The organism is Microbulbifer sp. A4B17, assembly GCF_003076275.1.
Taxonomy (GTDB): Bacteria; Pseudomonadota; Gammaproteobacteria; order Pseudomonadales; family Cellvibrionaceae; genus Microbulbifer.
Window position 1 is genome coordinate 349215 of sequence record NZ_CP029064.1, and the last position, 26907, is coordinate 376121.

The 26907-nt window shown below is 50.8% G+C and carries 6 protein-coding genes and 1 tRNA gene; 4 read left to right on the top strand and 3 right to left on the bottom strand.

The features are described 5' to 3' along the window. The first annotated feature begins 5 nt into the window (after positions 1-5). A complete protein-coding gene (locus BTJ40_RS01600) occupies positions 6-17696 on the top strand; it encodes a filamentous hemagglutinin N-terminal domain-containing protein (protein ID WP_108731480.1) in 17691 nt (5896 codons plus the stop codon). A gap of 166 nt (positions 17697-17862) precedes the next feature. Here BTJ40_RS01600 and BTJ40_RS01605 read toward each other — a convergent pair. Then, positions 17863-17949, bottom strand: a tRNA-Leu gene (locus tag BTJ40_RS01605). A 244-nt stretch (positions 17950-18193) separates the two neighbouring features. Between BTJ40_RS01605 and rnr the strand changes: the two genes are divergently transcribed. The 3 genes from rnr (at position 18194) to BTJ40_RS01620 (ending at position 24370) form a co-directional block, all read left to right on the top strand. Then, entirely contained in the window at positions 18194-20932 is a 2739-nt protein-coding gene (rnr, locus tag BTJ40_RS01610; RefSeq protein ID WP_108731481.1) for a ribonuclease R, read from the top strand. A 12-nt stretch (positions 20933-20944) separates the two neighbouring features. Then, entirely contained in the window at positions 20945-21700 is a 756-nt protein-coding gene (gene rlmB, locus BTJ40_RS01615; protein WP_108731482.1) for a 23S rRNA (guanosine(2251)-2'-O)-methyltransferase RlmB, read from the top strand. Positions 21701-22498: 798 nt separating this feature from the next. Continuing rightward, positions 22499-24370, top strand: a complete 1872-nt coding sequence (locus BTJ40_RS01620; protein WP_108731483.1) for a hypothetical protein — start codon at positions 22499-22501, stop codon at positions 24368-24370. Positions 24371-24823: 453 nt separating this feature from the next. Here the strand turns inward: BTJ40_RS01620 and BTJ40_RS01625 are convergent, their stop codons facing one another. Continuing rightward, positions 24824-25630: an isocitrate lyase/phosphoenolpyruvate mutase family protein gene (locus BTJ40_RS01625; RefSeq protein WP_108731484.1), complete on the bottom strand. Its 807-nt coding sequence runs from the start codon at positions 25628-25630 to the stop codon at positions 24824-24826. 226 nt (positions 25631-25856) lie between these two features. Then, positions 25857-26684, bottom strand: a complete 828-nt coding sequence (locus tag BTJ40_RS01630; RefSeq protein WP_108731485.1) for an alpha/beta fold hydrolase — start codon at positions 26682-26684, stop codon at positions 25857-25859. Positions 26685-26907: the final 223 nt, after the last annotated feature.

A 26907-nucleotide genomic window follows, 5' to 3' on the forward strand; every position in this document is an offset into this window, starting at 1 on the left:
CTGGTATGAAAGCCAAAAACAAAAAGCTTGAGTTAAGAAAATTAGCAAGTGCCATTAAGGTGTCAAGTTTTGCCTATGCTGGCCTGTTTGCAGGGCTAATTAGCCCGATGGTTCATGCTGGACCTGAAGGCGGAGTAGTAACCGGCGGTAGCGGCACCATCGATGTTGACGGGACAACAACAACGGTCGACCAGGTAACGGACCTGTTATCGATCGACTGGGATTCTTTTAATTTAAGCGAAGAAGAACTGGTCCAATTCCTGCAGCCAGACTCCTCTTCTATCGTGCTTAACCGAATCCTGGATCAGGATGTCACCACGATCCAGGGTGCGATAGAGGCCAATGGCCACGTTATCCTGGTGAACCCGCGAGGAGTTCTTTTTACCGAAACAGCCACAGTTAATGTCGGCGCTATAACAGCGTCTGGGCTCGATATGAGTCCTGAAGATTTTATGAATGGTGATTTTGCCTTTAAAGGTGAGTCGGGTTCTTCAGGAGTTGTTATTAACCGCGGTGTGATTAATGCATCCAGCGCGGTTCTGGTAGGTAAGCAGGTTACAAACGCCTCTACTGGCTTGATCAGTGCTGAACTCGTCAGCCTGGCAGCAGCCGATGAAGCCTTATTAACTTTTGATGCTGATGGAATGATCGGCATCAAGGTCACTAAAGAGGTTATGGAAAATGACCTAGGCCTCGATAGTGCTGTATTAAATGAAGGTGCCATCGAAGGCGCTCAGGTTTTAATGGAAGCCAGCGTTTCCGGTGACCTGTTTACTGCTGCGGTAAACAATGAAGGCACAATAACCGCTCGTGGTATTGATACCAGCGGAGGCAAGATTCGCTTGTTTGGATCGGGCTCCGGGGTCGTCAATAATGGAACTCTGGATGCATCCGGCAGTGTTGGTGGTGAGGTTGTCCTGGAGGGGGACTTTGCCGAGCACAGCGGAGATATTTCGGTAGCAGCTGACTCTGGCAGTGGTGGTTACGTTGCTGTTTTAGGTGATGAAGTTGTTGTTAGCGGGAATATTGACGCCCGTGGCACTTCCTCTGGTGGCGAAGTCCTTATTGGAGGTGACTACCAGGGGGACAACGAAGATATTCGCAATGCCGAAACCACTGCGGTCACGGCAGAAGCCTATATCGATGCCAGCGGTGTTGGCGATGCCGATGGCGGCACCGTTATTGTTTGGGCCGATGACACTACCGATTTTGGCGGTACGATTCTTGCCGAGTCAGGGGAAGACGGCGGTGATGGTGGCCTGGTAGAAACCTCCGGCAAGATTTACCTGAATCTGGATGAAGACAATATGTTTGTCTCCACCCTGAGTCATGGGGATGGGGAGACGGGCCTCTGGTTGTTAGACCCAGGTTGGATGGAGATTTCTGATACTTGCAGTGGTAGCAATTGTGTCTCAACAGGGGCTATTGAATATGCTCTAGACAGTAGCAACGTCACTATCCAAGTAACGGATGCAGATTCAGGGTCATTCGATGATGGTGACGGTGCAGATACTCTGGAGCCGGGTTCCGGTGACGATGCGGATGCTTTTTCCTATGGTATCAGTGTTGTTGGCAATCTTGAATGGGCTAATAACAGTAACACTCTTTTATTGCAGTCATATGCCGATGTTTCAATCGCTGATGGCGTTATAATTGAGGCCGATAGTGGAACTCTAGATATTGATGCGGGTGGATCATTTACCAACAGTGGGACAATCGATGTTGCTGTATTTGACCTAGCTGTAGGGGTCGACCCTTTTAGTGGAATGGTATCTGATACCACTAATACACTGGGTGATATTACTGCTGCCACGGCTACTGTCACAGGTGGAAGTGGTACGGATATTTTTATCTTGTCAGATAATGATGATGCAATAACCATCACTGGCGATAACGCATTTACACTAGATACTATTTCCTTCAGTGGTATTGAAGAGGTCGATCTGGCCGGTGGAGACAATAGTATTGCGGCAATTGGTACAACGGTTCTTACCGGTACAGATAACGAAGCCACAACCAGCTTAATTGACTTCAGCAATGTCGATAGTGTGACGGGCGGCAGCCTGGAAGGCTCTGATAATGCGGATACCTTTGTAGTAACCAGCAGCACCAGTGTGACCGCTAACAATATCAGCTTCAGCGGCTTCTCTGGCGATATTGACGCGAAAGGTGGAACAGACAGTGTTACTGGTGCTGATAGCGAAGACTGGGCTTTAACCGGTAATGACTACGAAGCGACTAACAACGGCATCACGTTTAGCAATGTAGAAACGCTTACAGCGACCAATGCAGACCTGATCGGTACAACCGGCGCCGACGACTTCGTGCTGCAGTCTGATGCGGATATTGAAGTCTACAACATGACGATTTCCGGCATGTCTGCAGTCGAAGGCAATGGTGGCGATGACAGCCTGGATGCCAGCGCTTATAGCGCAGGCCTGGCTCTGACAGGCACCGATAATCAGGTGACGGCTGAATCCGGCAGTCTGACCTTCAACGATATTGCCAGCGCCATCACTTCTGTTCTAACGGGTACCAGCAGTGCGGACAGCTTTACGGTCGATGGCGACAATGCAGCCTCGACTTATGGGATTGCCTTCACCGGCCTGAGTACGATTGATGCGGCTGGCGGTACCGACAGTGTTACCGGTGCCGATGGTGCGGACTGGACTCTGACCGGGACTGACAAGGAAGCGACCAGCAGCAGTATTACTTTTAGTGCGATCGAGACCATCACCGTAGCCAATGGCGATCTGGTAGGTACAACCAGTGATGATGCCTTTGTATTGCAATCCGATGCGGATATCGAAATTTATGACATGACGGTTTCCGGCATGTCCGCAGTCGATGGCAATGGTGGTGATGACAGCCTGGATGCAAGCGCTTATAGCGATGGTTTGGCTCTTACAGGCACTGATAATCAGGTGACGGCTGAATCCGGCAGCTTGACCTTCAATGATATTGCCAGTGCAAAAACTTCTACCCTAACCGGTACCAGCAGTGCGGACAGTTTTACGGTCGATGGTGATAACGAAGTTACCAGTTATGAGATTGCCTTCACCGGCGTGAGCACTATCGATGGTGGCGATGACACTGACAGTGTCACCGGAGCCAATGGTGAAGACTGGACCCTGACCGGCACGGATTATCAAGCCACCGGCAGCGGTATGACCTTCAGTAATGTAGAAGCGCTGACGGCAACCAATGCAGACCTGATCGGTACAACCGGCGCCGACGACTTCGTGCTGCAGTCTGATGCGGATATTGAAGTCTACGGCATAACCGTTTCCGGCATGTCAGCGGTAGAAGGTAATGGCGGTACCGATAGCCTGGATGCCAGCGCTTATAGCGCAGGCCTGGCTCTGACAGGCACCGATAATCAGGTGACGGCTGAATCCGGCAGTCTGACCTTCAACGATATTGCCAGCGCCATCACTTCTGTTCTAACCGGTACCAGCAGTGCGGACAGCTTTGCGATCGATGGTGATAACGAAGTTACCAGTTATGAGATTGCCTTCTCTGACGTAAGTACGGTCGATGCGGCTGGCGGTACTGATAGCGTTACGGCACTCAGTGTCGTCACCCTGACCGGCACAGATAATCAAGCCTCAACGAACTCGATGCTGTTTAGCAATATCGATAGTGTGAGTGGAGGCAGTTTGCAAGCCTCTTCCGGTGATGATTCGTTTGAGGTCACCGGTGCCAATGCACTGACGGCGAATGAAATCGACTTTAGCAGTATCAGCAGTGTGAATGCACTGGGCGGTGATGACAGCGTTACCGGTGCCGATGGCGAGGACTGGACCTTAACCGGCAACGATTATGAAGCCACTAACAATGGCATCACCTTTAGCAATGTAGAAATCCTGACGGCGGTTAATGCGGACCTGATCGGCACCAGTGGCAACGATGCTTTTGTGCTGCAGTCTGACGCAGATATTGCTATCTACAACATGACCATTTCCGGCATGTCTGCTGTTGAAGGTAATGGCGGTACCGATAGCCTGGATGCCAGCGCTTATAGTGCAGGCCTGGCTCTGACAGGCACCGATAATCAGGTGACGGCTGAATCCGGCAGTCTGACCTTCAACGATATTGCCAGTGCAAAAACCTCTGTTCTAACCGGTACCAGCAGTGCGGACAGCTTTACGGTCGATGGCGATAACGAAGTTACCAGTTATGAAATTGCCTTCTCTGGCGTAAGTACAGTGGATGCAGGCTCTGGCGGCGGCAGTGTAGCTGCGCAGAGTGTTGTGGCCCTGACTGGTACGGATAACGAAGCTACAACCAACTCAATCGATTTCAGCAATATCAATAGTGTGACGGGCGGCAGCCTGGAAGGCTCTGATAATGCAGATACCTTTGTTGTAACCAGCAGCACCAGTGTGACCGCTAACAATATCAGCTTCAGCGGTTTCTCCGGCGATATTGACGCGAAAGATGGAATAGACAGTGTTACTGGTGCTGATAGCGAAGACTGGGCTTTAACCGGTAACGACTACGAAGCGACTAACAACGGCATCACGTTTAGCAATGTAGAAACGCTTACAGCGACCAATGCAGACCTGATCGGTACAACCGGCGCCGACGACTTCGTGCTGCAGTCTGATGCGGATATTGAAGTCTACAACATGACGATTTCCGGCATGTCTGCAGTCGAAGGCAATGGTGGCGATGACAGCCTGGATGCCAGCGCTTATAGCGCAGGCCTGGCTCTGACAGGCACCGATAATCAGGTGACGGCTGAATCCGGCAGTCTGACCTTCAACGATATTGTCAGCGCCATCACTTCTGTTCTAACGGGTACCAGTAGTGCGGACAGTTTTACGATCGATGGTGATAACGAAGTTACCAGTTATGAGATTGCCTTCTCTGACGTAAGTACGGTCGATGCGGCTGGCGGTACTGATAGCGTTACGGCACTCAGTGTCGTCACCCTGACCGGCACAGATAATCAAGCCTCAACGAACTCGATGCTGTTTAGCAATATCGATAGTGTGAGTGGAGGCAGTTTGCAAGCCTCTTCCGGTGATGATTCGTTTGAGGTCATCGGTGCCAATGCACTGACGGCGAATGAAATCGACTTTAGCAGTATCAGCAGTGTGAATGCACTGGGCGGTGATGACAGCGTTACCGGTGCCGATGGCGAGGACTGGACCTTAACCGGCAACGATTATGAAGCCACTAACAATGGCATCACCTTTAGCAATGTAGAAATCCTGACGGCGGTTAATGCGGACCTGATCGGCACCAGTGGCAACGATGCTTTTGTGCTGCAGTCTGACGCAGATATTGCTATCTACAACATGACCATTTCCGGCATGTCTGCTGTTGAAGGTAATGGCGGTACCGATAGCCTGGATGCCAGCGCTTATAGTGCAGGCCTGGCTCTGACAGGCACCGATAATCAGGTGACGGCTGAATCCGGCAGTCTGACCTTCAACGATATTGCCAGTGCAAAAACCTCTGTTCTAACCGGTACCAGCAGTGCGGACAGCTTTACGGTCGATGGCGATAACGAAGTTACCAGTTATGAAATTGCCTTCTCTGGCGTAAGTACAGTGGATGCAGGCTCTGGCGGCGGCAGTGTAGCTGCGCAGAGTGTTGTGGCCCTGACTGGTACGGATAACGAAGCTACAACCAACTCAATCGATTTCAGCAATATCAATAGTGTGACGGGCGGCAGCCTGGAAGGCTCTGATAATGCGGATACCTTTGTAGTAACCAGCAGCACCAGTGTGACCGCTAACAATATCAGCTTCAGCGGCTTCTCTGGCGATATTGACGCGAAAGGTGGAACAGACAGTGTTACTGGTGCTGATAGCGAAGACTGGGCTTTAACCGGTAATGACTACGAAGCGACTAACAACGGCATCACGTTTAGCAATGTAGAAACGCTTACAGCGACCAATGCAGACCTGATCGGTACAACCGGCGCCGACGACTTCGTGCTGCAGTCTGATGCGGATATTGAAGTCTACAACATGACGATTTCCGGCATGTCTGCAGTCGAAGGCAATGGTGGCGATGACAGCCTGGATGCCAGCGCTTATAGCGCAGGCCTGGCTCTGACAGGCACCGATAATCAGGTGACGGCTGAATCCGGCAGTCTGACCTTCAACGATATTGCCAGCGCCATCACTTCTGTTCTAACGGGTACCAGCAGTGCGGACAGCTTTACGGTCGATGGCGACAATGCAGCCTCGACTTATGGGATTGCCTTCACCGGCCTGAGTACGATTGATGCGGCTGGCGGTACCGACAGTGTTACCGGTGCCGATGGTGCGGACTGGACTCTGACCGGGACTGACAAGGAAGCGACCAGCAGCAGTATTACTTTTAGTGCGATCGAGACCATCACCGTAGCCAATGGCGATCTGGTAGGTACAACCAGTGATGATGCCTTTGTATTGCAATCCGATGCGGATATCGAAATTTATGACATGACGGTTTCCGGCATGTCCGCAGTCGATGGCAATGGTGGTGATGACAGCCTGGATGCAAGCGCTTATAGCGATGGTTTGGCTCTTACAGGCACTGATAATCAGGTGACGGCTGAATCCGGCAGCTTGACCTTCAATGATATTGCCAGTGCAAAAACTTCTACCCTAACCGGTACCAGCAGTGCGGACAGTTTTACGGTCGATGGTGATAACGAAGTTACCAGTTATGAGATTGCCTTCACCGGCGTGAGCACTATCGATGGTGGCGATGACACTGACAGTGTCACCGGAGCCAATGGTGAAGACTGGACCCTGACCGGCACGGATTATCAAGCCACCGGCAGCGGTATGACCTTCAGTAATGTAGAAGCGCTGACGGCAACCAATGCAGACCTGATCGGTACAACCGGCGCCGACGACTTCGTGCTGCAGTCTGATGCGGATATTGAAGTCTACGGCATAACCGTTTCCGGCATGTCAGCGGTAGAAGGTAATGGCGGTACCGATAGCCTGGATGCCAGCGCTTATAGCGCAGGCCTGGCTCTGACAGGCACCGATAATCAGGTGACGGCTGAATCCGGCAGTCTGACCTTCAACGATATTGCCAGCGCCATCACTTCTGTTCTAACCGGTACCAGCAGTGCGGACAGCTTTGCGATCGATGGTGATAACGAAGTTACCAGTTATGAGATTGCCTTCTCTGACGTAAGTACGGTCGATGCGGCTGGCGGTACTGATAGCGTTACGGCACTCAGTGTCGTCACCCTGACCGGCACAGATAATCAAGCCTCAACGAACTCGATGCTGTTTAGCAATATCGATAGTGTGAGTGGAGGCAGTTTGCAAGCCTCTTCCGGTGATGATTCGTTTGAGGTCACCGGTGCCAATGCACTGACGGCGAATGAAATCGACTTTAGCAGTATCAGCAGTGTGAATGCACTGGGCGGTGATGACAGCGTTACCGGTGCCGATGGCGAGGACTGGACCTTAACCGGCAACGATTATGAAGCCACTAACAATGGCATCACCTTTAGCAATGTAGAAATCCTGACGGCGGTTAATGCGGACCTGATCGGCACCAGTGGCAACGATGCTTTTGTGCTGCAGTCTGACGCAGATATTGCTATCTACAACATGACCATTTCCGGCATGTCTGCTGTTGAAGGTAATGGCGGTACCGATAGCCTGGATGCCAGCGCTTATAGTGCAGGCCTGGCTCTGACAGGCACCGATAATCAGGTGACGGCTGAATCCGGCAGTCTGACCTTCAACGATATTGCCAGTGCAAAAACCTCTGTTCTAACCGGTACCAGCAGTGCGGACAGCTTTACGGTCGATGGCGATAACGAAGTTACCAGTTATGAAATTGCCTTCTCTGGCGTAAGTACAGTGGATGCAGGCTCTGGCGGCGGCAGTGTAGCTGCGCAGAGTGTTGTGGCCCTGACTGGTACGGATAACGAAGCTACAACCAACTCAATCGATTTCAGCAATATCAATAGTGTGACGGGCGGCAGCCTGGAAGGCTCTGATAATGCGGATACCTTTGTAGTAACCAGCAGCACCAGTGTGACCGCTAACAATATCAGCTTCAGCGGCTTCTCTGGCGATATTGACGCGAAAGGTGGAACAGACAGTGTTACTGGTGCTGATAGCGAAGACTGGGCTTTAACCGGTAATGACTACGAAGCGACTAACAACGGCATCACGTTTAGCAATGTAGAAACGCTTACAGCGACCAATGCAGACCTGATCGGTACAACCGGCGCCGACGACTTCGTGCTGCAGTCTGATGCGGATATTGAAGTCTACAACATGACGATTTCCGGCATGTCTGCAGTCGAAGGCAATGGTGGCGATGACAGCCTGGATGCCAGCGCTTATAGCGCAGGCCTGGCTCTGACAGGCACCGATAATCAGGTGACGGCTGAATCCGGCAGTCTGACCTTCAACGATATTGCCAGCGCCATCACTTCTGTTCTAACGGGTACCAGCAGTGCGGACAGCTTTACGGTCGATGGCGACAATGCAGCCTCGACTTATGGGATTGCCTTCACCGGCCTGAGTACGATTGATGCGGCTGGCGGTACCGACAGTGTTACCGGTGCCGATGGTGCGGACTGGACTCTGACCGGGACTGACAAGGAAGCGACCAGCAGCAGTATTACTTTTAGTGCGATCGAGACCATCACCGTAGCCAATGGCGATCTGGTAGGTACAACCAGTGATGATGCCTTTGTATTGCAATCCGATGCGGATATCGAAATTTATGACATGACGGTTTCCGGCATGTCCGCAGTCGATGGCAATGGTGGTGATGACAGCCTGGATGCAAGCGCTTATAGCGATGGTTTGGCTCTTACAGGCACTGATAATCAGGTGACGGCTGAATCCGGCAGCTTGACCTTCAATGATATTGCCAGTGCAAAAACTTCTACCCTAACCGGTACCAGCAGTGCGGACAGTTTTACGGTCGATGGTGATAACGAAGTTACCAGTTATGAGATTGCCTTCACCGGCGTGAGCACTATCGATGGTGGCGATGACACTGACAGTGTCACCGGAGCCAATGGTGAAGACTGGACCCTGACCGGCACGGATTATCAAGCCACCGGCAGCGGTATGACCTTCAGTAATGTAGAAGCGCTGACGGCAACCAATGCAGACCTGATCGGTACAACCGGCGCCGACGACTTCGTGCTGCAGTCTGATGCGGATATTGAAGTCTACGGCATAACCGTTTCCGGCATGTCAGCGGTAGAAGGTAATGGCGGTACCGATAGCCTGGATGCCAGCGCTTATAGCGCAGGCCTGGCTCTGACAGGCACCGATAATCAGGTGACGGCTGAATCCGGCAGTCTGACCTTCAACGATATTGCCAGCGCCATCACTTCTGTTCTAACCGGTACCAGCAGTGCGGACAGCTTTGCGATCGATGGTGATAACGAAGTTACCAGTTATGAGATTGCCTTCTCTGACGTAAGTACGGTCGATGCGGCTGGCGGTACTGATAGCGTTACGGCACTCAGTGTCGTCACCCTCACGGGCACAGATAATCAAGCCTCAACGAACTCGATGCTGTTTAGCAATATCGACAGTGTGAGTGGAGGCAGCCTGCAGGCATCAACGAATGATGATTCGTTTGAAGTCACTGGTGCAAATACACTGACGGCGAATGAAATCGGGTTCAGCGGTATCAGCAGTGTGGATGCGCTGGGGGGTGATGACAGTGTTATTGGTGCCGATGGTGAGGACTGGACCTTAACCGGCAACGATTACGAAGCCACAAATAACGGCATCACCTTTAGCAATGTAGAAATCCTGACGGCGGTTAATGCGGACCTGATTGGCACCAGTGGCAACGATGCTTTTGTGCTGCAGTCTGACGCAGATATTGCTATCTACAACATGACCATTTCCGGCATGTCAGCTGTAGAAGGTAATGGCGGTACCGATAGCCTGGATGCAAGCGCTTATAGCGCAGGCCTGGCTCTGACAGGCACTGATAATCAGGTGACGGCTGAATCCGGCAGTCTGACTTTCAACGACATTGCCAGTGCAAAAACTTCTACCCTAACCGGTACCAGCAGTGCGGACAGCTTTACGGTCGATGGTGATAACGAAGTTACCAGTTATGAGATTGCCTTCACCGGAGTAAGTACGGTCGACGGGGGTAACGGCACCGACAGCGTAGCCGCACTCAGTGTTGTCACCCTGACCGGCACAGATAATCAATTCTCAACGAACTCGATGTTGTTCAGCAATATCGACAGTGTGAGTGGAGGCAGTTTGCAAGCTTCCTCCGGTGATGATTCGTTTGAAGTCACCGGTGCCAATGCACTGACGGCGAATGAAATCGACTTTAGTAGTATCAGCAGTGTGAATGCGCTGGGGGGGGATGACAGTGTTACCGGTGCCAATGGCGCGGACTGGACCTTAACCGGTAATGATTACGAAGCCACTAACAATGGCATCACTTTTAGCAATGTAGAAATCCTGACTGCAGTTAATGCGGACCTGTTCGGCACCAGTGGCAACGATGCCTTTGTGCTGCAGTCTGATGCAGACGTTGCCATCTACAACATGACTATTTCCGGCATGTCAGCTGTAGAAGGTAATGGCGGTACCGATAGCCTGGATGCCAGCGCTTATAGCGATGGTCTGGCTCTGACAGGCACCGATAATCAGGTGACGGCTGAATCCGGCAGCCTGACCTTCAACGATATTGCCAGTGCCATCACTTCTGTTCTAACGGGTACCAGCAGTGCGGACAGCTTTACGGTCGATGGTGATAACGAAGTTACCAGTTATGGGATTGCCTTCACCGGCCTGAGTACGATTGATGCGGCTGGCGGTACCGACAGTGTTACCGGTGCCGATGGCGCGGACTGGACTCTGACCGGGACTGACAAGGAAGCGACCAGTAGCAGTATTACTTTTAGTGCTATTGAGACGCTCACGCTAGTCAATGGCGATCTGGTAGGTACAACCAGTGATGATGCCTTTGTATTGCAATCCGATGCGGATATCGAAATCTATGACATGACCGTTTCCGGCATGTCCGCAGTCGATGGCAATGGCGGTACCGATAGCCTGGATGCCAGTGCTTATAGCGATGGTCTGGCTCTGACAGGCACCGATAATCAGGTGACGGCTGAATCCGGCAGCTTGACCTTCAATGATATTGCCAGTGCAAAAACTTCTACCCTAACCGGTACCAGCAGTGCGGACAGTTTTACGGTCGATGGTGATAACGAAGTTACCAGTTATGAAATTGCCTTCACTGGCGTGAGCACGGTCGATGGTGGCGATGACACTGACAGTGTCACCGGAGCCAATGGTGAAGACTGGACCCTGACCGGCACGGATTATCAAGCCACCGGCAGCGGTATGACCTTCAGTAATGTAGAAGCGCTGACGGCAACCAATGCAGACCTGATCGGTACAACCGGTGCAGACGACTTCGTGCTGCAGTCTGATGCCGATATTGAAGTCTACGGCATGACGGTTTCCGGCATGTCAGTGGTAGAAGGTAATGGCGGTACCGATAGCCTGGATGCCAGCGCTTATAGCGCTGGTCTGGCTTTGACAGGCACCGATAATCAGGTGACGGCTGAATCCGGCAGTCTGACCTTCAACGATATTGCCAGCGCCATCACCTCGACCCTAACGGGTACCAGCAGTGCGGACAGCTTTGCGGTCGATGGTGATAACGAAGTTACCAGTTATGAAATTGCCTTCACCGGTGTAAGTACAATCGATGCAGGAAATGGTACGGATAGTGTAACTGGTGCAGATGGTGCTGGATGGACCCTGACTGGTACAGATAATCAGGCAAGTAGCAGTAGTATTACTTTCAGCAACATAGAGAACATTGCTGCGACCAATGCTGACCTATTGGGTAGCTCTGGTGCAGATGCATTTGTATTGCAGTCTGATGCCGATATTGAAGTTTACGATCTGACGATATCCGGTATATCAGAAGTAGATGGCAATGGCGGAAGTGATAGCCTGGATGCCAGTGCTTATAGTGCTGGCCTGACTCTGACAGGCACCGATAACCAGGTTACCGCTGAATCTGGCAGCTTGACCTTCACCGGTATTACCAGCGCAGTAACCTCCGCTCTGACCGGTACCAGTAGCGCGGACAGCTTTGCGGTCGATGGCGATAACGAAGTTACCAGTTATGAAATTGCCTTCACCGGTGTGAGCACAGTCGATGGGGGTAACGGCACTGACAGTGTTACGGCAATCAGTGTTGTCACCCTCACCGGCACAGATAGTCAAGTCTCAACGAGTTCGATGCTGTTCAGCAATATCGACAGTGTGAGTGGAGGCAGTTTGCAAGCCTCTTCCGGTGATGATTCGTTTGAGGTCACCGGTGCCAATGCACTGACGGCGAATGAAATCGCCTTTAGCAGTATCAGCAGTGTGAATGCACTGGGCGGTGATGACAGCGTTACCGGTGCCAATGGCGCGGACTGGACCTTAACCGGCAACGATTACGAAGCCACTAACAATGGCATCACTTTTAGCAATGTAGAAATCCTGACTGCAGTTAATGCGGACCTGATCGGCACCAGTGGTAATGATGCTTTTGTGCTGCAGTCTGACGCAGACGTTGCCATCTACAACATGACTATTTCCGGCATGTCTGCTGTTGAAGGTAATGGCGGTACCGATAGCCTGGATGCCAGTGCTTATAGTGCTGGCCTGGCTCTGACAGGCACCGATAATCAGGTGACGGCTGAATCCGGCAGCCTGACCTTCAACGATATTGCCAGTGCGATGACCCCTGTTCTAACTGGTACCAGCAGTGCGGACAGCTTTACGGTCGATGGCGATAACGAAGTTACCAGTTATGAGATTGCTTTCACTGGCGTGAGTACGGTCGATGCGGGTAACGGCACAGATAGTGTTACCGGTGTCAGCGGTGCTGATTGGGCCCTGACCGGGACTAGCGAAGAAGCGACCAGCAGCAGTATTACTTTTAGTGCGATCGAGACCATCACCGTAGCCAATGGCGATCTGGTAGGCACAACGGGTGATGATGCCTTTATATTGCAATCCGATGCGGATATCGAAATCTATGACATGACGGTTTCCGGTATGTCCGCAGTCGATGGCAATGGCGGTACCGATAGCCTGGATGCCAGTGCTTATAGCGATGGCCTGGCTCTGACAGGCACCGATAATCAGGTGACGGCTGAATCCGGCAGCCTGACTTTCGATGGTATTGTCAGCGCCATTACTTCAGGCCTTACCGGTACCAGTAGTGCGGACAGTTTTACGGTCGATGGTGATAACGAAGTTACCAGTTATGAAATTGCCTTCACTGGCGTGAGCACGGTCGATGCGGCTGGCGGTACCGACAGTGTTACCGGTGCCGATGGTGCGGACTGGACTCTGACCGGGACTGACAAGGAAGCCGTCAGTAGCAGTATTACTTTTAGCGCTATTGAGACGCTCACTGTAGTCAATGGCGATCTGGTAGGTACAACCAGTGATGATGCCTTTGTACTGCAATCCGATGCGGATATCGAAATTTATGACATAACAGTTTCCGGCATGTCCGCAGTCGACGGCAATGGTGGTGATGACAGCCTGGATGCCAGCGCTTATAGCGATGGGCTAACCCTAACAGGCACCAGCAATCAGGTTACTGCAGAGTCTGGCACCCTTACCTTTGATGGTATCGTCAGCGCCGTTACCTCAACACTCACCGCTACTAGCGGTTCAGATAACTTTACGGTAGACAGCGATAACGCTACCACTATTTATGACATTGCCTTTATGGGCCTGAGCAGCATTGATGCGGGAGGGGGTACAGACAGTGTCACTGGTGCAAATGGTGCTGATTGGACCTTAACCGGCAATGATTATGAGGCCACTAACAGCAGTATTACATTTACCAGTGTAGAAACTATCACTGCTGTAAATGCCGACCTGGTGGGCACGGTCAATGCTGATGCCTTTGTATTGCAGTCTGCTGGTGATATCGAAGTTTACGGTATGGCCGTCTCCGGTATGTCTGCCGTGGACGGGAATGGCGGTGATGATAGCCTGGATGCCAGTGCCTATAGCGACGGGCTGACACTGACAGGCAGCGACGGCCAGGTAACCGCCGGTTCTCTGACATTCAGCGGTATTGTGAGTGCTGTAACCTCATCGCTAACCGGTACCAGTGGTGTAGATAGCTTTACCGTGGATGGCGACAATGCTGTCTCCAGCTACGATATTGCCTTTACCGGTGTGAGCACCTTGGATGCGGATGGCGGCACCGACAGTGTGATTGGCGCAGATGGCGCTGACTGGACCTTGACCGGTACTGACAATCAGGCTGTGGGCAGTGGGATCACCTTTAGTAATGTAGATAGCCTCACTACTGTGAATGCGGACTTGGTGGGTACGACAAGTGCCGATGCCTTCGTGTTGCAGTCCGATGGTGATGTTGAAGTTTACGATATGACTATCTCCGGCATTTCCGCAGTTGACGGTAATGGCGGCAACGATAGTTTAGATGCCAGCTCCTACAGTGATGGATTGACACTGACCGGCGCTTCTAATCAAGTAGCGGCAGGCTCCCTGACCTTTGATGGCATTGTAAGCGCGGTAACTTCAGCGCTAGCTGGTACTACTGGTGCAGATAGCATTACCGTAGATGGCGACAACGCTGTTACCAGTTACGACATTGCCTTTACCGGTGTGAGCACAATTAATGCAGGTACTGGTACAGACAGCGTTACCGGCGCTGATGGTGAAGACTGGACTCTTACGGGCTCAGATAACGAGGCAACAGGCAGCGGTATTACCTTTAGCAATGTAGATAGCCTCACCGCTGTGAATGCGGATCTGATTGGCACTACCGGTGCTGATGACTTTGTTCTGCAATCGGATGCCGATGTTGAAGCTTATTCGATAGCAATTTCCGGCATGTCATCAGTTGAGGGTAATGGCGGTAATGACAGTCTGGATGCCAGTGCGTACAACGATGGCTTGACCCTGACAGGAATAGATAATCAGGTGACCGCAGAATCTGGCGCCCTGATTTTCAATGGTATCTTCAGTGCAGTGAGTTCAACCTTAACTGCGACCAGCGGCTCGGATAATTTCACCGTAGATAGCGATAACGCCACCACCATCTATGACATTGCTTTTACCGGCCTGAGCAGTATTGATGCGGCTGGTGGTACAGATACTGTGACAGGAGCTGATGGTGCCGATTGGACCCTGACCGGCAATGATTATGAGGCTACGAACAGTGGAATTACCTTTGGCAGCGTAGAAACGCTCATTGTTACCAATGCCGATCTGTTGGGAAGCAACAGTGCTGATGCCTTTGTACTGCAATCGACTGGAGATATCGAAGTCAACAGTATGACTGTCTCAGGCATGTCGGCAGTTGATGGCCAGGGTGGTAATGATAGCCTGGATGCCAGCTCCTATAGTGATGGGTTGACGCTCACTGGCACTGACAATCAAGTAACGGCGGGTAGCCTGACGTTTGATGGCATCGTCAGTGCTGTAACTTCAGCGTTAACAGGCACAAGTGGAGCGGACAGCTTTACTGTAGATGGAGATAATGCAGCGACCAGCTACGACATCGCCTTTACCGGATTGAGTACCATTGATGCTCAAGGTGGTAATGATACTGTTACCGGTGCGGATGGTGCTGACTGGACACTGACAGGTGCTGACAATGAGGCTGTTAACAGCAGTATCACTTTTAGCGATATAGATAATCTTGCTGCTGTAAATGCAGACTTGGTTGCTACAACCAGTGATGATGCATTTGTGCTCCAGTCTGATGGGGATGTAGAAGTTTACAGTATGACCGTATCAGGTATGTCTGCGGTCGATGGCAATGGCGGTGATGATAGTCTGGATGCCAGCGCATACAGTGATGGCTTGTCATTAACCGGTACAGATAACCAAGTGTCTGCCGGCTCACTGTCTTTCTATAGCATTTCCAGTGCGACCACTTCTGTCCTGACAAACACCCATGATTCTGCTCAGTTCGAATTGCAGGGAGACCAGGCATTAGAAACAGCAGGTATCAGTTTTACTGGCCTTGAAGAAGTGAATACTTCGGGCAGCAATGACACCCTGGTGGCCACTGACAGTGATGATGACTTTACCCTTAACTCCGATGGCGATATCAGTGTTGCTGGCATCGACTTCAGTGGGTTGGAAATTGTAGATGGCGCAGGCGGTAGCGACACCGTCAGTGCTGACGGAGCTACCTGGACTTCGACCAGCTCTGGCAATTCCCTTGTTGACGGCAGTGTAGAGGCTGAAGTTAATAGCCTGACGGTTTATTTCGAAAACCTCGAATTGGTAGAAGGGGCTGGAAGTTATATTGGCCAGGATATCGATGGTGAGTATGAGTTTAGTGCTCTGGATACCATGACGATTGGCGGAGTAACTTTTGCTGACCTGGATAGTGTTGCTGCGGGTTCCGGAACAGATACCGTTTACGGTGCAGATATTGATGCTGTCTGGGATATCACTGACTCTGAACACACTGTTTCCAGTGGTGGAGCATCACTCACGATTACCGGTATCGAGTCTATTACTGCCGGTTCAGGTGCTGACGAGTTTAATTTAAATGGTGGTGAACTCACTGGGATTGATACTGGTGCTGGCAGCGATACGGTTACCTTCTCTGGTACTGTGATTGACAGTATTTCCCTTGGGGCGGGCAATGACCTGCTGACGGTAGAAACTGATATTGGCCAGGATGTAGAGCTTGCTGGTGGTGACGGATCTGATGATTTCCAATACAACCTGTCCGGTGCGACTTGGGAGCTTTATAGCAGTGGCAACCAGGTAGGTAACTTCAGTTTTGCCGGCTTCGAATACCTGGATAACACCTCTGACAGTATTACCGTCCTGACCGATCTGGCGTTTGATTTTGAAGATGGTGGAAATAGATCCGAAAGCTTCAATAAAAATGGTGCCGGGCTCCAGTTCAGCGATATGCGGTTGGGCTACGATGGCGAGGGCGATATTTATGTTACTAGCATTGGAACAGACACGATCGGCGGTAGCCTGACTGCTGATCGTGCCGAACTGGTTGTTGGTGGTGATGTGGATATCGAGACAGATGTGAGTGTCTTGGCTGTTGCCACCTCGGGTGCAGATATCAATATCAGTGTGCAGGCTGCAGGGGATCTCGTTATCGACGAGATCGATGCAGGGCGGGGCACTGTCTCCCTGGCCAGCTCCAGCTTTGGCACTTTAACAGCTGAAACATACGGAGATACCCATATCACAGCATCTGCTGTGACTCTGGGAACGGAAACTGAGTTGTGGACCATTATTGGTGAGGCGACTAACCCTCTCCGCATGGACGTCACCAATACATTGGATATCTATTCCGTCAGTTACTATGAGCCTGACTTTATTGGACAGATCCCGACAGTTACCAGTACTGGTGACGAGCTGCAGTCAGTCGCCGGTGCTCAGGCATCCCAGGGCCTCAAGTCAGCAGTTCAAAATGCGGTAGAGGATTTCAGCCATGTAGACCCCGCGATCTTTAGCGCTGTGAAACCTTACAGCAGTGGAGTTGATGCAGTGAATTCCCCTGAGATGCGTCTCAGGTCCGGGGAGTTGAGTCCGGCTGTAGCTTCAGCTGCTGAGGAAGTTGAAGTTGCACCTAAATTTGATGCTGAACTTGAATTGGACACCAGCGATGTGCCCAGCGACAGTACGGTAGATCTTGGGGACTTTAATGGAGGTAGTGCAGGGCACTAAAGTACACTCCCGTTTGCAAAAAAGCCGGTCTTTAGGGGCCGGCTTTTTTTATGTCCGGAATTTGAGAAGGAAAGAGTTACAAAGGAAAAAGTTATAAGTGAAGGCTGGAAAATTAAATTGCCCAAACGAAAAAAGGCCGACTCTTTCGAGTCGGCCTTTTTGGAATTGGTGCCCAGGAGAGGACTTGAACCTCCACGACCGTAAGGTCACTAGCACCTGAAGCTAGCGCGTCTACCAATTCCGCCACCTGGGCAAATCAACGTGTACTCCGTTGAGGACGCGAACTATAGAGATCTGCCCCCCACGTGTCAACGGTTGCGTTGCGCTTTTTTCAACATTTCATTCTTAGGTCGGGAATATCGGCGAAATCGCTTATAATGCGTTCAATAGCGGCGAATTATTGACCAGGAATCCAACACCCGCGTCGCCTTTCTTTATGGCCGGATCATCTCCGGAGCTTGCCAGACTTAGGCAAGTGCCCAACAACGGATGCTGTTTTGACTCAAAAAAATACCTCAGACCCTTTCAATGCTGACCCTCATGCCCAGCGCGAGGCAGAGAAATATGAAAAGCCCGTTCCCAGTCGGGAATACTTGCTGCAAATTCTGGAAAAACAAGCGGAACCTGTGCCCTGGGAAACGGTGGCAGATTTACTTGAGTTGACCGACGAGGATCGCCGTGAGGGGGTAAGGCGTCGCTTGATCGCCATGTCCCGGGATGGGCAAATTGCCAGCAACCGTGCCGGTGACTTTGGTGTACTGGATAAAATGAGCCTGATACGCGGTCGGGTAATGGGGCACCGGGACGGTTTTGGTTTTGTTATTCCCAGTGATGGCGGCACCGATCTTTTTTTATCCCATCGACAGATGCGCAAAGTCTTTGACGGTGACGAAGTATTAGTGCGTGAAACCCCAGGAGGTTTTCGCGGTAAACGGGAAGGCGCTGTTGTCAGGGTGATTAAGCATAATACCGAGCAACTGGCGGGGCGCTTGTATCGGGAAAACGGTATTTGTTTTGTGCGCCCGGACAATCCCCGCGTTAACCTCGATATTATGGTGGCATCTGAGGATACCGCTGGTGCCGATCATGGCCAGTATGTCGTAGTAAAAATTGTTACCCAACCCGGTCGGGATAAAGTACCGCAAGGTGAGGTAAGCGAAGTTCTTGGTGATCACCTCGCCCCAGGTATGGAGATCGATGTCGCTATTCGCAATTATGGAATTCCCCACACCTGGCCCGGTGCACTGACGGCGGAGGTCAATGAGATCGCCGATGAAGTTCTTGAGGAACACAAAAAGTCGCGGGTAGATCTTCGCCAGCTGCCACTGGTTACTATCGATGGTGAAGACGCACGGGATTTTGATGATGCGGTCTACTGCGAACTTTTACCCGACGACAACTGGAAATTACTGGTAGCCATTGCCGATGTTTCCCACTATGTGCGCCCGGGTAGTGCGTTGGATGAGGAGGCGCATGGCCGTGGAAACTCGGTTTATTTCCCGGATTTTGTCGTACCCATGCTGCCGGAAAAATTGTCCAACGGCCTTTGCTCCCTAAACCCCGATGTCGATCGACTGTGTATGGTGTGCGAAATGCACATCAATCGTAGTGGTGAAATTCAAGATTACCGCTTCTTTGAGGCGGTTATGCGCAGCCACGCGCGCCTGACTTATACCCAGGTAGGGCAAATACTGGATGAGCGAGATAACCGCGACAGTGGTGCCCGCAAGCAATTCGCGACCCTGACTCCGCACCTGGATAACCTGCACGATCTTTACCTGGCTCTGCGCGGAGCGCGGGAGCGCCGTGGAGCCATTGATTTTGAGACGACTGAGACCCGGATAATATTTGACGCCCAGCGAAAAATTGAGCGAATTATCCCGGTGGTGCGCAATGATGCTCACAAGCTGATCGAAGAATGTATGCTCGCGGCCAATGTCTGCGCGGCGAGTCTGATGGAGCTATCGGAACTGCCCGCACTCTACCGGGTGCACGATGCACCCAAAGAGGAAAAACTCAGTAATTTGCGTGAATACCTGGGTGAATTGGGATTGCGTCTTCCCGGTGGCGGTGAGCCCCAGCCCAAAGATTTCCAGGACCTGATGGAGCAGATTGAGGGCCGTGCAGATGCGCATATTATCCAGGTGATGTTGCTCCGCTCTATGAATCAGGCAGTTTACCAGCCGGAAAATCGCGGACACTTCGGTTTGGATTACCCGGCCTATGCCCATTTTACCTCTCCGATTCGACGCTACCCGGATTTGCTCCTGCACCGGGCGCTGCGCTGGCTGATACGCAACGGCAGCGCCAACCAAGCTGCGGTGGTAAAAAAAGTTTACTCCGTGCCCGGTGCCAGACCGATTGCTCGCGAGCAGATTTTACCTTACGACATGCCGGCCATGCTGCAACTTGGGGAGCAGTGTTCCCTGACCGAGCGGCGCGCCGACGATGCGACCCGGGATGTGCTCAGCTGGCTTAAATGTGAATACCTGCAGGACCATGTGGGCGAAACCTATTCCGGTGTTATCAGTGCGGTAACCGGCTTTGGATTATTTGTGGAGTTGGATGATCTCTACGTGGAGGGCCTGATTCATGTCACCGCCCTGCCTAAAGACTATTATCGCTTTGAGCAGGCGCACCAGCGTCTTATCGGGGAGCGCAGTGGCAAGCGTTACCATTTGGGTGATTCTGTCACCGTGCAGGTTGCACGGGTGGATCTCGAAGAGCGCAAGGTGGATTTTACCTTGAATGAACTGGTCCCACGTGCCAAGCGTGAGTCGAAGAAAAAGAAAGAGAGTACGCGGGTGAGTGCCCGCGCGATGGAAATGGCAGTAGAACATCAATTGGAACGCGAGCGCCGGGGCCGCGATAAAAAAGAAAAGCCCAGCAATACCAGTGCTAACCCCTGGGCCAAGCATACCGAGACCACAGCCAAGCCCTCGCCTTTCCGCAAGCGCAAGGTGGGCTCAGATGAGGCTTTGCCAGTAGAGGTCAGTGTTGAAGCCCCTGTAGTAAAACCGGAGAAAGAGCCTGTCAATAATAGAGGTGAAGGCGGGCAAAGTGATGATGCCCAGCCCAAACGCAAGATTAAAAAGCGTACCCCGACGCGCAAGGGCGGAAAGCGGCCTGCAGTGGCTGCCCGTAAAGCCGCACAAAAGGCTGAAAAGGCCAAAACCCGTTCGGGTAAATTAAAAAAGAAGAAAAAGATTTCTTCTAGCAGTAAAAAGAAAAAGTGATCGAGGAATAAATTGAGTCAGGAAGTTATCTATGGCCTGCACGCGGTGCAGGCCCTTCTAAAAGGTTCTCCGCAGAATGTGTCGGAGCTTCTGTTACTGCGTGGCCGCAAGGATCAGCGCCTGCAAAAGATAATTCAGCAGGCGGAAAAAAATGATATTGCTGTGCGCTTTATTGATCGGCGTGCGCTGGATGAAAAAGTTGAGGATGGCGCTAATCACCAGGGTGTTGTTGCCATCTGTTCTGGCAAAACAAAAGTCCACGATGAAAAATTCCTGTTCGACCTGCTGAAACAACTGGATCAGCGCGGAGAGGCGCCTTTCTTATTGGTGCTGGATGGAGTGACTGACCCCCACAATCTGGGTGCCTGCCTGCGCTCGGCAGAGGCTGCTGGAGTACACGCGGTAATTGCCCCCAAAGATAAATCCGCCGGGCTGACACCAACAGCCCGCAAAGTGGCCTGCGGCGCTGCCGAAGTATTGCCATTTGTTACCGTGACTAACCTGGCTCGCGCATTGCAGCAGCTGCAACAGGCGGGAGTGTGGATATATGGTGCAGCTGGTGAGGCAAAACAGAATGTATACCAAAGCCAATTAACCGGCCCCCTGGCACTGGTGATGGGGGCCGAGGGCAGCGGCTTGCGGCGCCTGACTCGGGAGCACTGCGATCATTTGATCAAAATTCCTATGTCGGGAGAGGTAAGCAGCTTAAATGTTTCTGTTGCCACAGGTGTTTGCTTGTTTGAGGCTGTGCGTCAGCGCAATGGCTAAGGGGCCTGTATGACCTGTACGAGCTAGAGAGGATTTACCCCTGGGCGTACAGGTCGGTGCTTATGCTATCCATGATATCTATAACGTTATTTCCAGATAGCCCCTGACGGGCTATCGATAGATTCCCTTTACTCTCCCTATTACTAAATCGAATTGCAAAAAGCAAAGTTCGTGCAATGTTGGTGCGAAAATAGCTTCCGCTATATTTTTTATCTGCAGTAATAACTTGGCTTTAGCATGGGCCATCGGATTTTTGATTTATTCTCATATTCGATATTTTTATTTAATCAAAGTAATAATAAAGCTAGTTGCAGTTAACCTGTTGTCGTTAAAGTGCGGAAATTATTCTCTAAATAATTAGACCTAAAGCCCACTTGATATGTTGGTGAGAATGATCATTTAAGTTTTATTGGTTTTGTAAAGTAACAGTTCTTTTGTAGTTTTTAGGGTGAAGAGAATTTAAACATAAGTAATTGGATATGTTGCAATTACTGATAATGAAAATCCCTAGCGGAGCTATAAATTCAAAAGTGGATTTAAGAGTGTCTGCCGATTGCAAAGATAAGTATAGCTTTCGCCGAGTTTTGGGCCTGGTTTCTTTTAATTAGTACTTGTGTATCTAAATGTTTTGTTCGTTTTTATTTAAATAATAATGTTAAGTCTTATTCATTGGCGTGTCTCATTTTAATAACGTTTATAGATTTAGAGTCGGCTGAAATATTTGTAATTTGTAAGCCATTTTAATTGCTATATAGCACTTGGCTTTTTATTATATCGGCTTTACTGGAGGGGGTTTATATGAATGGAGTTACAGGCCAATATCAATCTTGGCATTTGCACATTTTGCACATTTTACGCTTGGGAATACTAACGCTTACGGTTGGTCTGCTCAGTGCTTGTGGCGGTGGCGGAAGCAGTAGTGGCGATAACGGCACGACAGATACCGTTACATTGGAAAGTATTGGGCTGGAACAAGATAGCTCGAATGAATACCAGTATTTCTTAACAGCCTATTACAGCGACGACTCTTCTACTGATATTACTGAAGATGCGGACTGGTCTGTGAGTGATACTAGCCTGGCAACGGTTGAGGCTGGACTGCTCACCCCGCTTCATAGTGGTGCACTCACTTTAAGTGCCTCCTATGAAGGGATGGATGCGGAGATTGATGTTGAGTTGGCCCCGATACTCCAGAGCGTACAGCTGGACAGGGACGCCTCTAATTTTGATCAATATTATCTCACGGCCTACTATGACGATGATACATCAGAAGATGTCACAGCAGATGCCGAGTGGTCGATAAGCGATACCAGCTTGGCGACGGTAGAGGCTGGTCTTATCACCGCACTGGAGAGTGGCTCAGCCACCTTGATCGCCTCCTTTGGTGGTGAAACAGCGGATATGGAAATTGAACATCTTGTCTATGTACGTGAAATTATTCCTGCCTACTTTAGATTTGCCGCTTTAAAAAATAATGGATCAGTTGTGTCATGGGGTTACACCGACAGTAACGAGGTTAGTTTCAGTGACGTTAGTACCAGTTTATCAAGCGGTGTCGAGTCTGTTTTTTCTACAAGTTCCTCCTTTGCGGCATTAAAGTCTGATGGTTCAGTTATCACCTGGGGCCATTCTGGGTATGGTGGCAATAGCAGCTCTGTGAGTGTAAACCTGGAGGATAATGTTGTTAATGTTTATTCAACAGCCGGTGCGTATGCAGCATTGAAGTCCGATGGGTCTGTTGTGACTTGGGGATATGGGGATGGAGGTGGGGATAGCAGTGCCGTTAGTACTGAATTAGCCAGTGATGTTGTGACAATATTTTCAACAAACTCCGCTTTTGCTGCACTTAAGGCAGATGGCTCTGTGGTGACTTGGGGGCGCGAAGAAGATGGTGGTGATAGCAGTGCCGTGAGCTCGGACATTTCCAGTGATGTGGTGACTATTTATTCGGCCGGTGCTGCTTTTGCCGCACTTAAGTCAGATGGTTCTGTGGTGACTTGGGGGGATGAACAATTTGGTGGTGATAGCAGTGTAGTGAGCACGGAAATCTCAAATGATGTGGTGGCTATTTATTCGAGCGGTTCTGCTTTTGCCGCACTTAAGTCCGACGGCTCTGTAGTGACCTGGGGATTTATTAATGGGGGCGATAGCAGTGCAGTGAGCACGCAAATCTCCAGCGATGTTGTAGAGGTCTTTGGAAATAGCTACTCTTTTGCTGCCCTAAAATCAGATGGCTCTGTGGTGACTTGGGGGAGAGATGAATATGGTGGTGATAGTAGTGCTGTGAGTGACCAGCTGGCAGATGGCGTAGATACCATCTATGCATCGAACGGTGCTTTTGCTGCTGTTAAAATCGATGGTTCTGTTGTCACTTGGGGCAAAGATAACGATGGCGGTGATAGTAGCGCAGTCAGTTCTGAGTTGAGTGGAGATGTAGAATCGATCTTCTCTAATCTTCAAGGGTTTGCCGCGTTAAAAACCGATGGGTCGGTAATATGCTGGGGGGACCCTGTGATTGATGGTAGTAGCGTTAGTGATCAGCTGGCAAGTGGCGTTTTGATTATTGTTTCAGGTCGAGAAAGCTTTGCAGCGTTAAAAGATGATAAGTCTGTGGTGACTTGGGGGCATGAAGTTTTTGGTGGCGATAGCAGTGATGTTGATTTCTATTAGATAGAAATTATATTGCTGGAAGCTATTTACTAACTTGTGATGGTAATATCTCTGGTTGACCTGGTGAATATTACAGATTGGTAAGCCTTGAGCCGACAATCAAAGCAGAAATTGATTGTCGGTTCTCAACGCAATAATTGAAGTGGCTACTTGTAATTTACCTATCCTGTTAATATATCCTGGTGCTAATAATTCCTGATTTAAAATAAGAAAATTATTTCATAGTTTTTATTGGTATATTTCTGTAATAGCTATTTGGGCGAAAGCAGTTTTCTGCTAAAGCTTCTATTGAATTTACTGCTTCAGTCCGATATTAGAACCTGATCCTCTCAGTACTTTAGTCTGCCCCATACTTACTGTGTCTTTTTTTATTGTGCAGGGGCTCCCTAGCTAAAGAACTGTAGCAAATGGATAAAAGCCGGGTATCAATAGCCCCGGCTATATTGCATCTCTCTAGGCCTCTTTAATAAAGGCTGAGTTCAGTGTGCCGTAGTCCAGCGCATTACTAAAGAAATTATTGTCAGTTCTAATCGGTGTCAGTTGTTTTAATGATTCTCTTAAATGCCCGTAGACAGACTGGAAAAAGGTTGGTCCGGTACTAAAGCGCTTTATGCCTACGGCAAAAAACTCCGATATAGGGGCCATGCCGGGAAGCAGCATAATATTTAGTGGCAGGTCGATTCCTGCTGCCAAACTCCTTGCCTCCTCAGTTGAAGAGAGCCCAGGCACAAAGCCGCAGTCAGCACCGGCACTCTTATAAAGCTCTAGCCTCTCTATGCACATATTTATCGCTTTATCACCGCTGGCGAGTGCATTGAGATAAACATCGGTACGGGTATTAATAAAAAGCGGGCGGCCATTAAGTGCTTGGCGAATAGCGCTAATCTTTTTGTCGAGAGATTCCGGGGTATCGTTACCATCTTCAATATTGATGCCTGCGACACCCAGCGCCACCATTTTACAGGTCAGCTCTGCTACCTGTTCGGGGTTTTGGGAATACCCATCTTCAATATCCACGCTCAGAGGTAACGAGGTTACCCGCGCAATCCGTGCGATAGCGTTTAGGTGTTGTTCAACTGGCAGCGCACCTCCGTCGGCATAACCCAGCGACCAGGCGACGGCGGCACTGCTGGTACCTACCGCTTGGGCGCCTGTGTTCTGGCAGATTAAAGCGCTGGCGGCATCCCAGGCATTTGGCAGGATCAACGGGGCAGCGGCTTGGTGCAACTTGGTGAAGGTATTGAATGGGCTGTTGTTCATCGGAATAACCTGCTTGAGCGATGTCGTTTGAGTGATGAATTTACCGCTCAAGAGATTGCTTCACTGGCCACAACCGGAACTGAACCGTGAAAACTGGAAAGGTAGTTAAGATTGTTGACCGCGATGTGGGGGATGGGTGGAGAGGGCAGGTTCTATTAATACATACATGGCTAAGAAAGCCGTGAATCGCTTTCTTAGCCATGCAGGAAAGATAGAAAAAGGAAAATCAGTTGGGAACGGGATCTTTATGTAGCCACTGTTGCACCGCCTCAACTACGGGGGCGGGATTCTTGATCCAGCTGAGGTGTGGATTGCCTTTGGGATAGGTGGGTTGCATCTCCCGGGTTTCGCCGCCGACGATTGCCGCTAATTTACGGGCGGCCTGAACAGGGGCGAAGGGGTCACCATCCAGCGCAATATGCAGGGTGGGCTGGCTTGTTTTTTCCATTTGCCCAAAGCGATCTTCCGGTGCAAAGCGGCCATTAAAGATGGATCGGGACCAGTCTTTCATCAACCTGCGCGCCTCGCGCCAGCCGAATCCCATGCGCGCACCGGGGAAATAACCCAGCAGGCTTGAAGTCACACTGACAATCGAGGCGAAGAGCAGGATGGCGTACTTATGCAGGCCGCTCCAGCTGCGGTGGTCCACATGCCCGGAGGCGATACTGACAACCTTGGCATTACCTGTGAGACCGGCGCGGGCTGCCAATGTACTGGTTTGACCGCCGATACTATGGCCGAGAATCAGTGCTGGCCCCTGGGGGAATTGCTGTTCCAGTAGTTGGATTAACTGTGGAATAAATGAAAACACCAGGTCGTTGTAACCGTAGTCGGCATTTCGGTGGGGGCGCGGCAGGCTCTCCCCAGTGCCGGGCAATTCGCTGATGGCGGTGTTGTAACCGAGCTTTTGCAGCTCTTCCAGAAGCAGGCGGTAGCGGTTGGCCGGTACGCCCATCGCGGGAAGCACCAATACCAGGGGGCCTTCGCCGTTGTGTACTGTGGTTACTGGTACCTGGAAGGCGCCAAATTCTAATTGGTGGGTTTGTTGGGGCATGGTACTTCTCCCTTTAACAGTCCGGCATCATAGGCGAAGCCAGCTTGCCAAACCCATGACCAGACCGAGCAGTGCTGTGTCCCAATCCGCCAAATCCCAGAAATAAGGCGAGTGGCAGGGTAGTCATTTTGATCAACCTCTAACTTGGAATGCGAATGTACTTGCTTGAGGTAATTGATCAACTTGCAACCGGGTGAGCGAAGGCACAGGGCCTGATGCAACT

Coding starts and splice junctions, on each gene's coding strand:
- BTJ40_RS01600 (WP_108731480.1), top strand. CDS start 6: ATGAAAGCCAAAAACAAAAAGCTTGAGTTAAGAAAATTAGCAAGTGCC.
- BTJ40_RS01620 (WP_108731483.1), top strand. CDS start 22,499: ATGAATGGAGTTACAGGCCAATATCAATCTTGGCATTTGCACATTTTG.
- BTJ40_RS01625 (WP_108731484.1), bottom strand. CDS start 25,630: ATGAACAACAGCCCATTCAATACCTTCACCAAGTTGCACCAAGCCGCT.
- BTJ40_RS01630 (WP_108731485.1), bottom strand. CDS start 26,684: ATGCCCCAACAAACCCACCAATTAGAATTTGGCGCCTTCCAGGTACCA.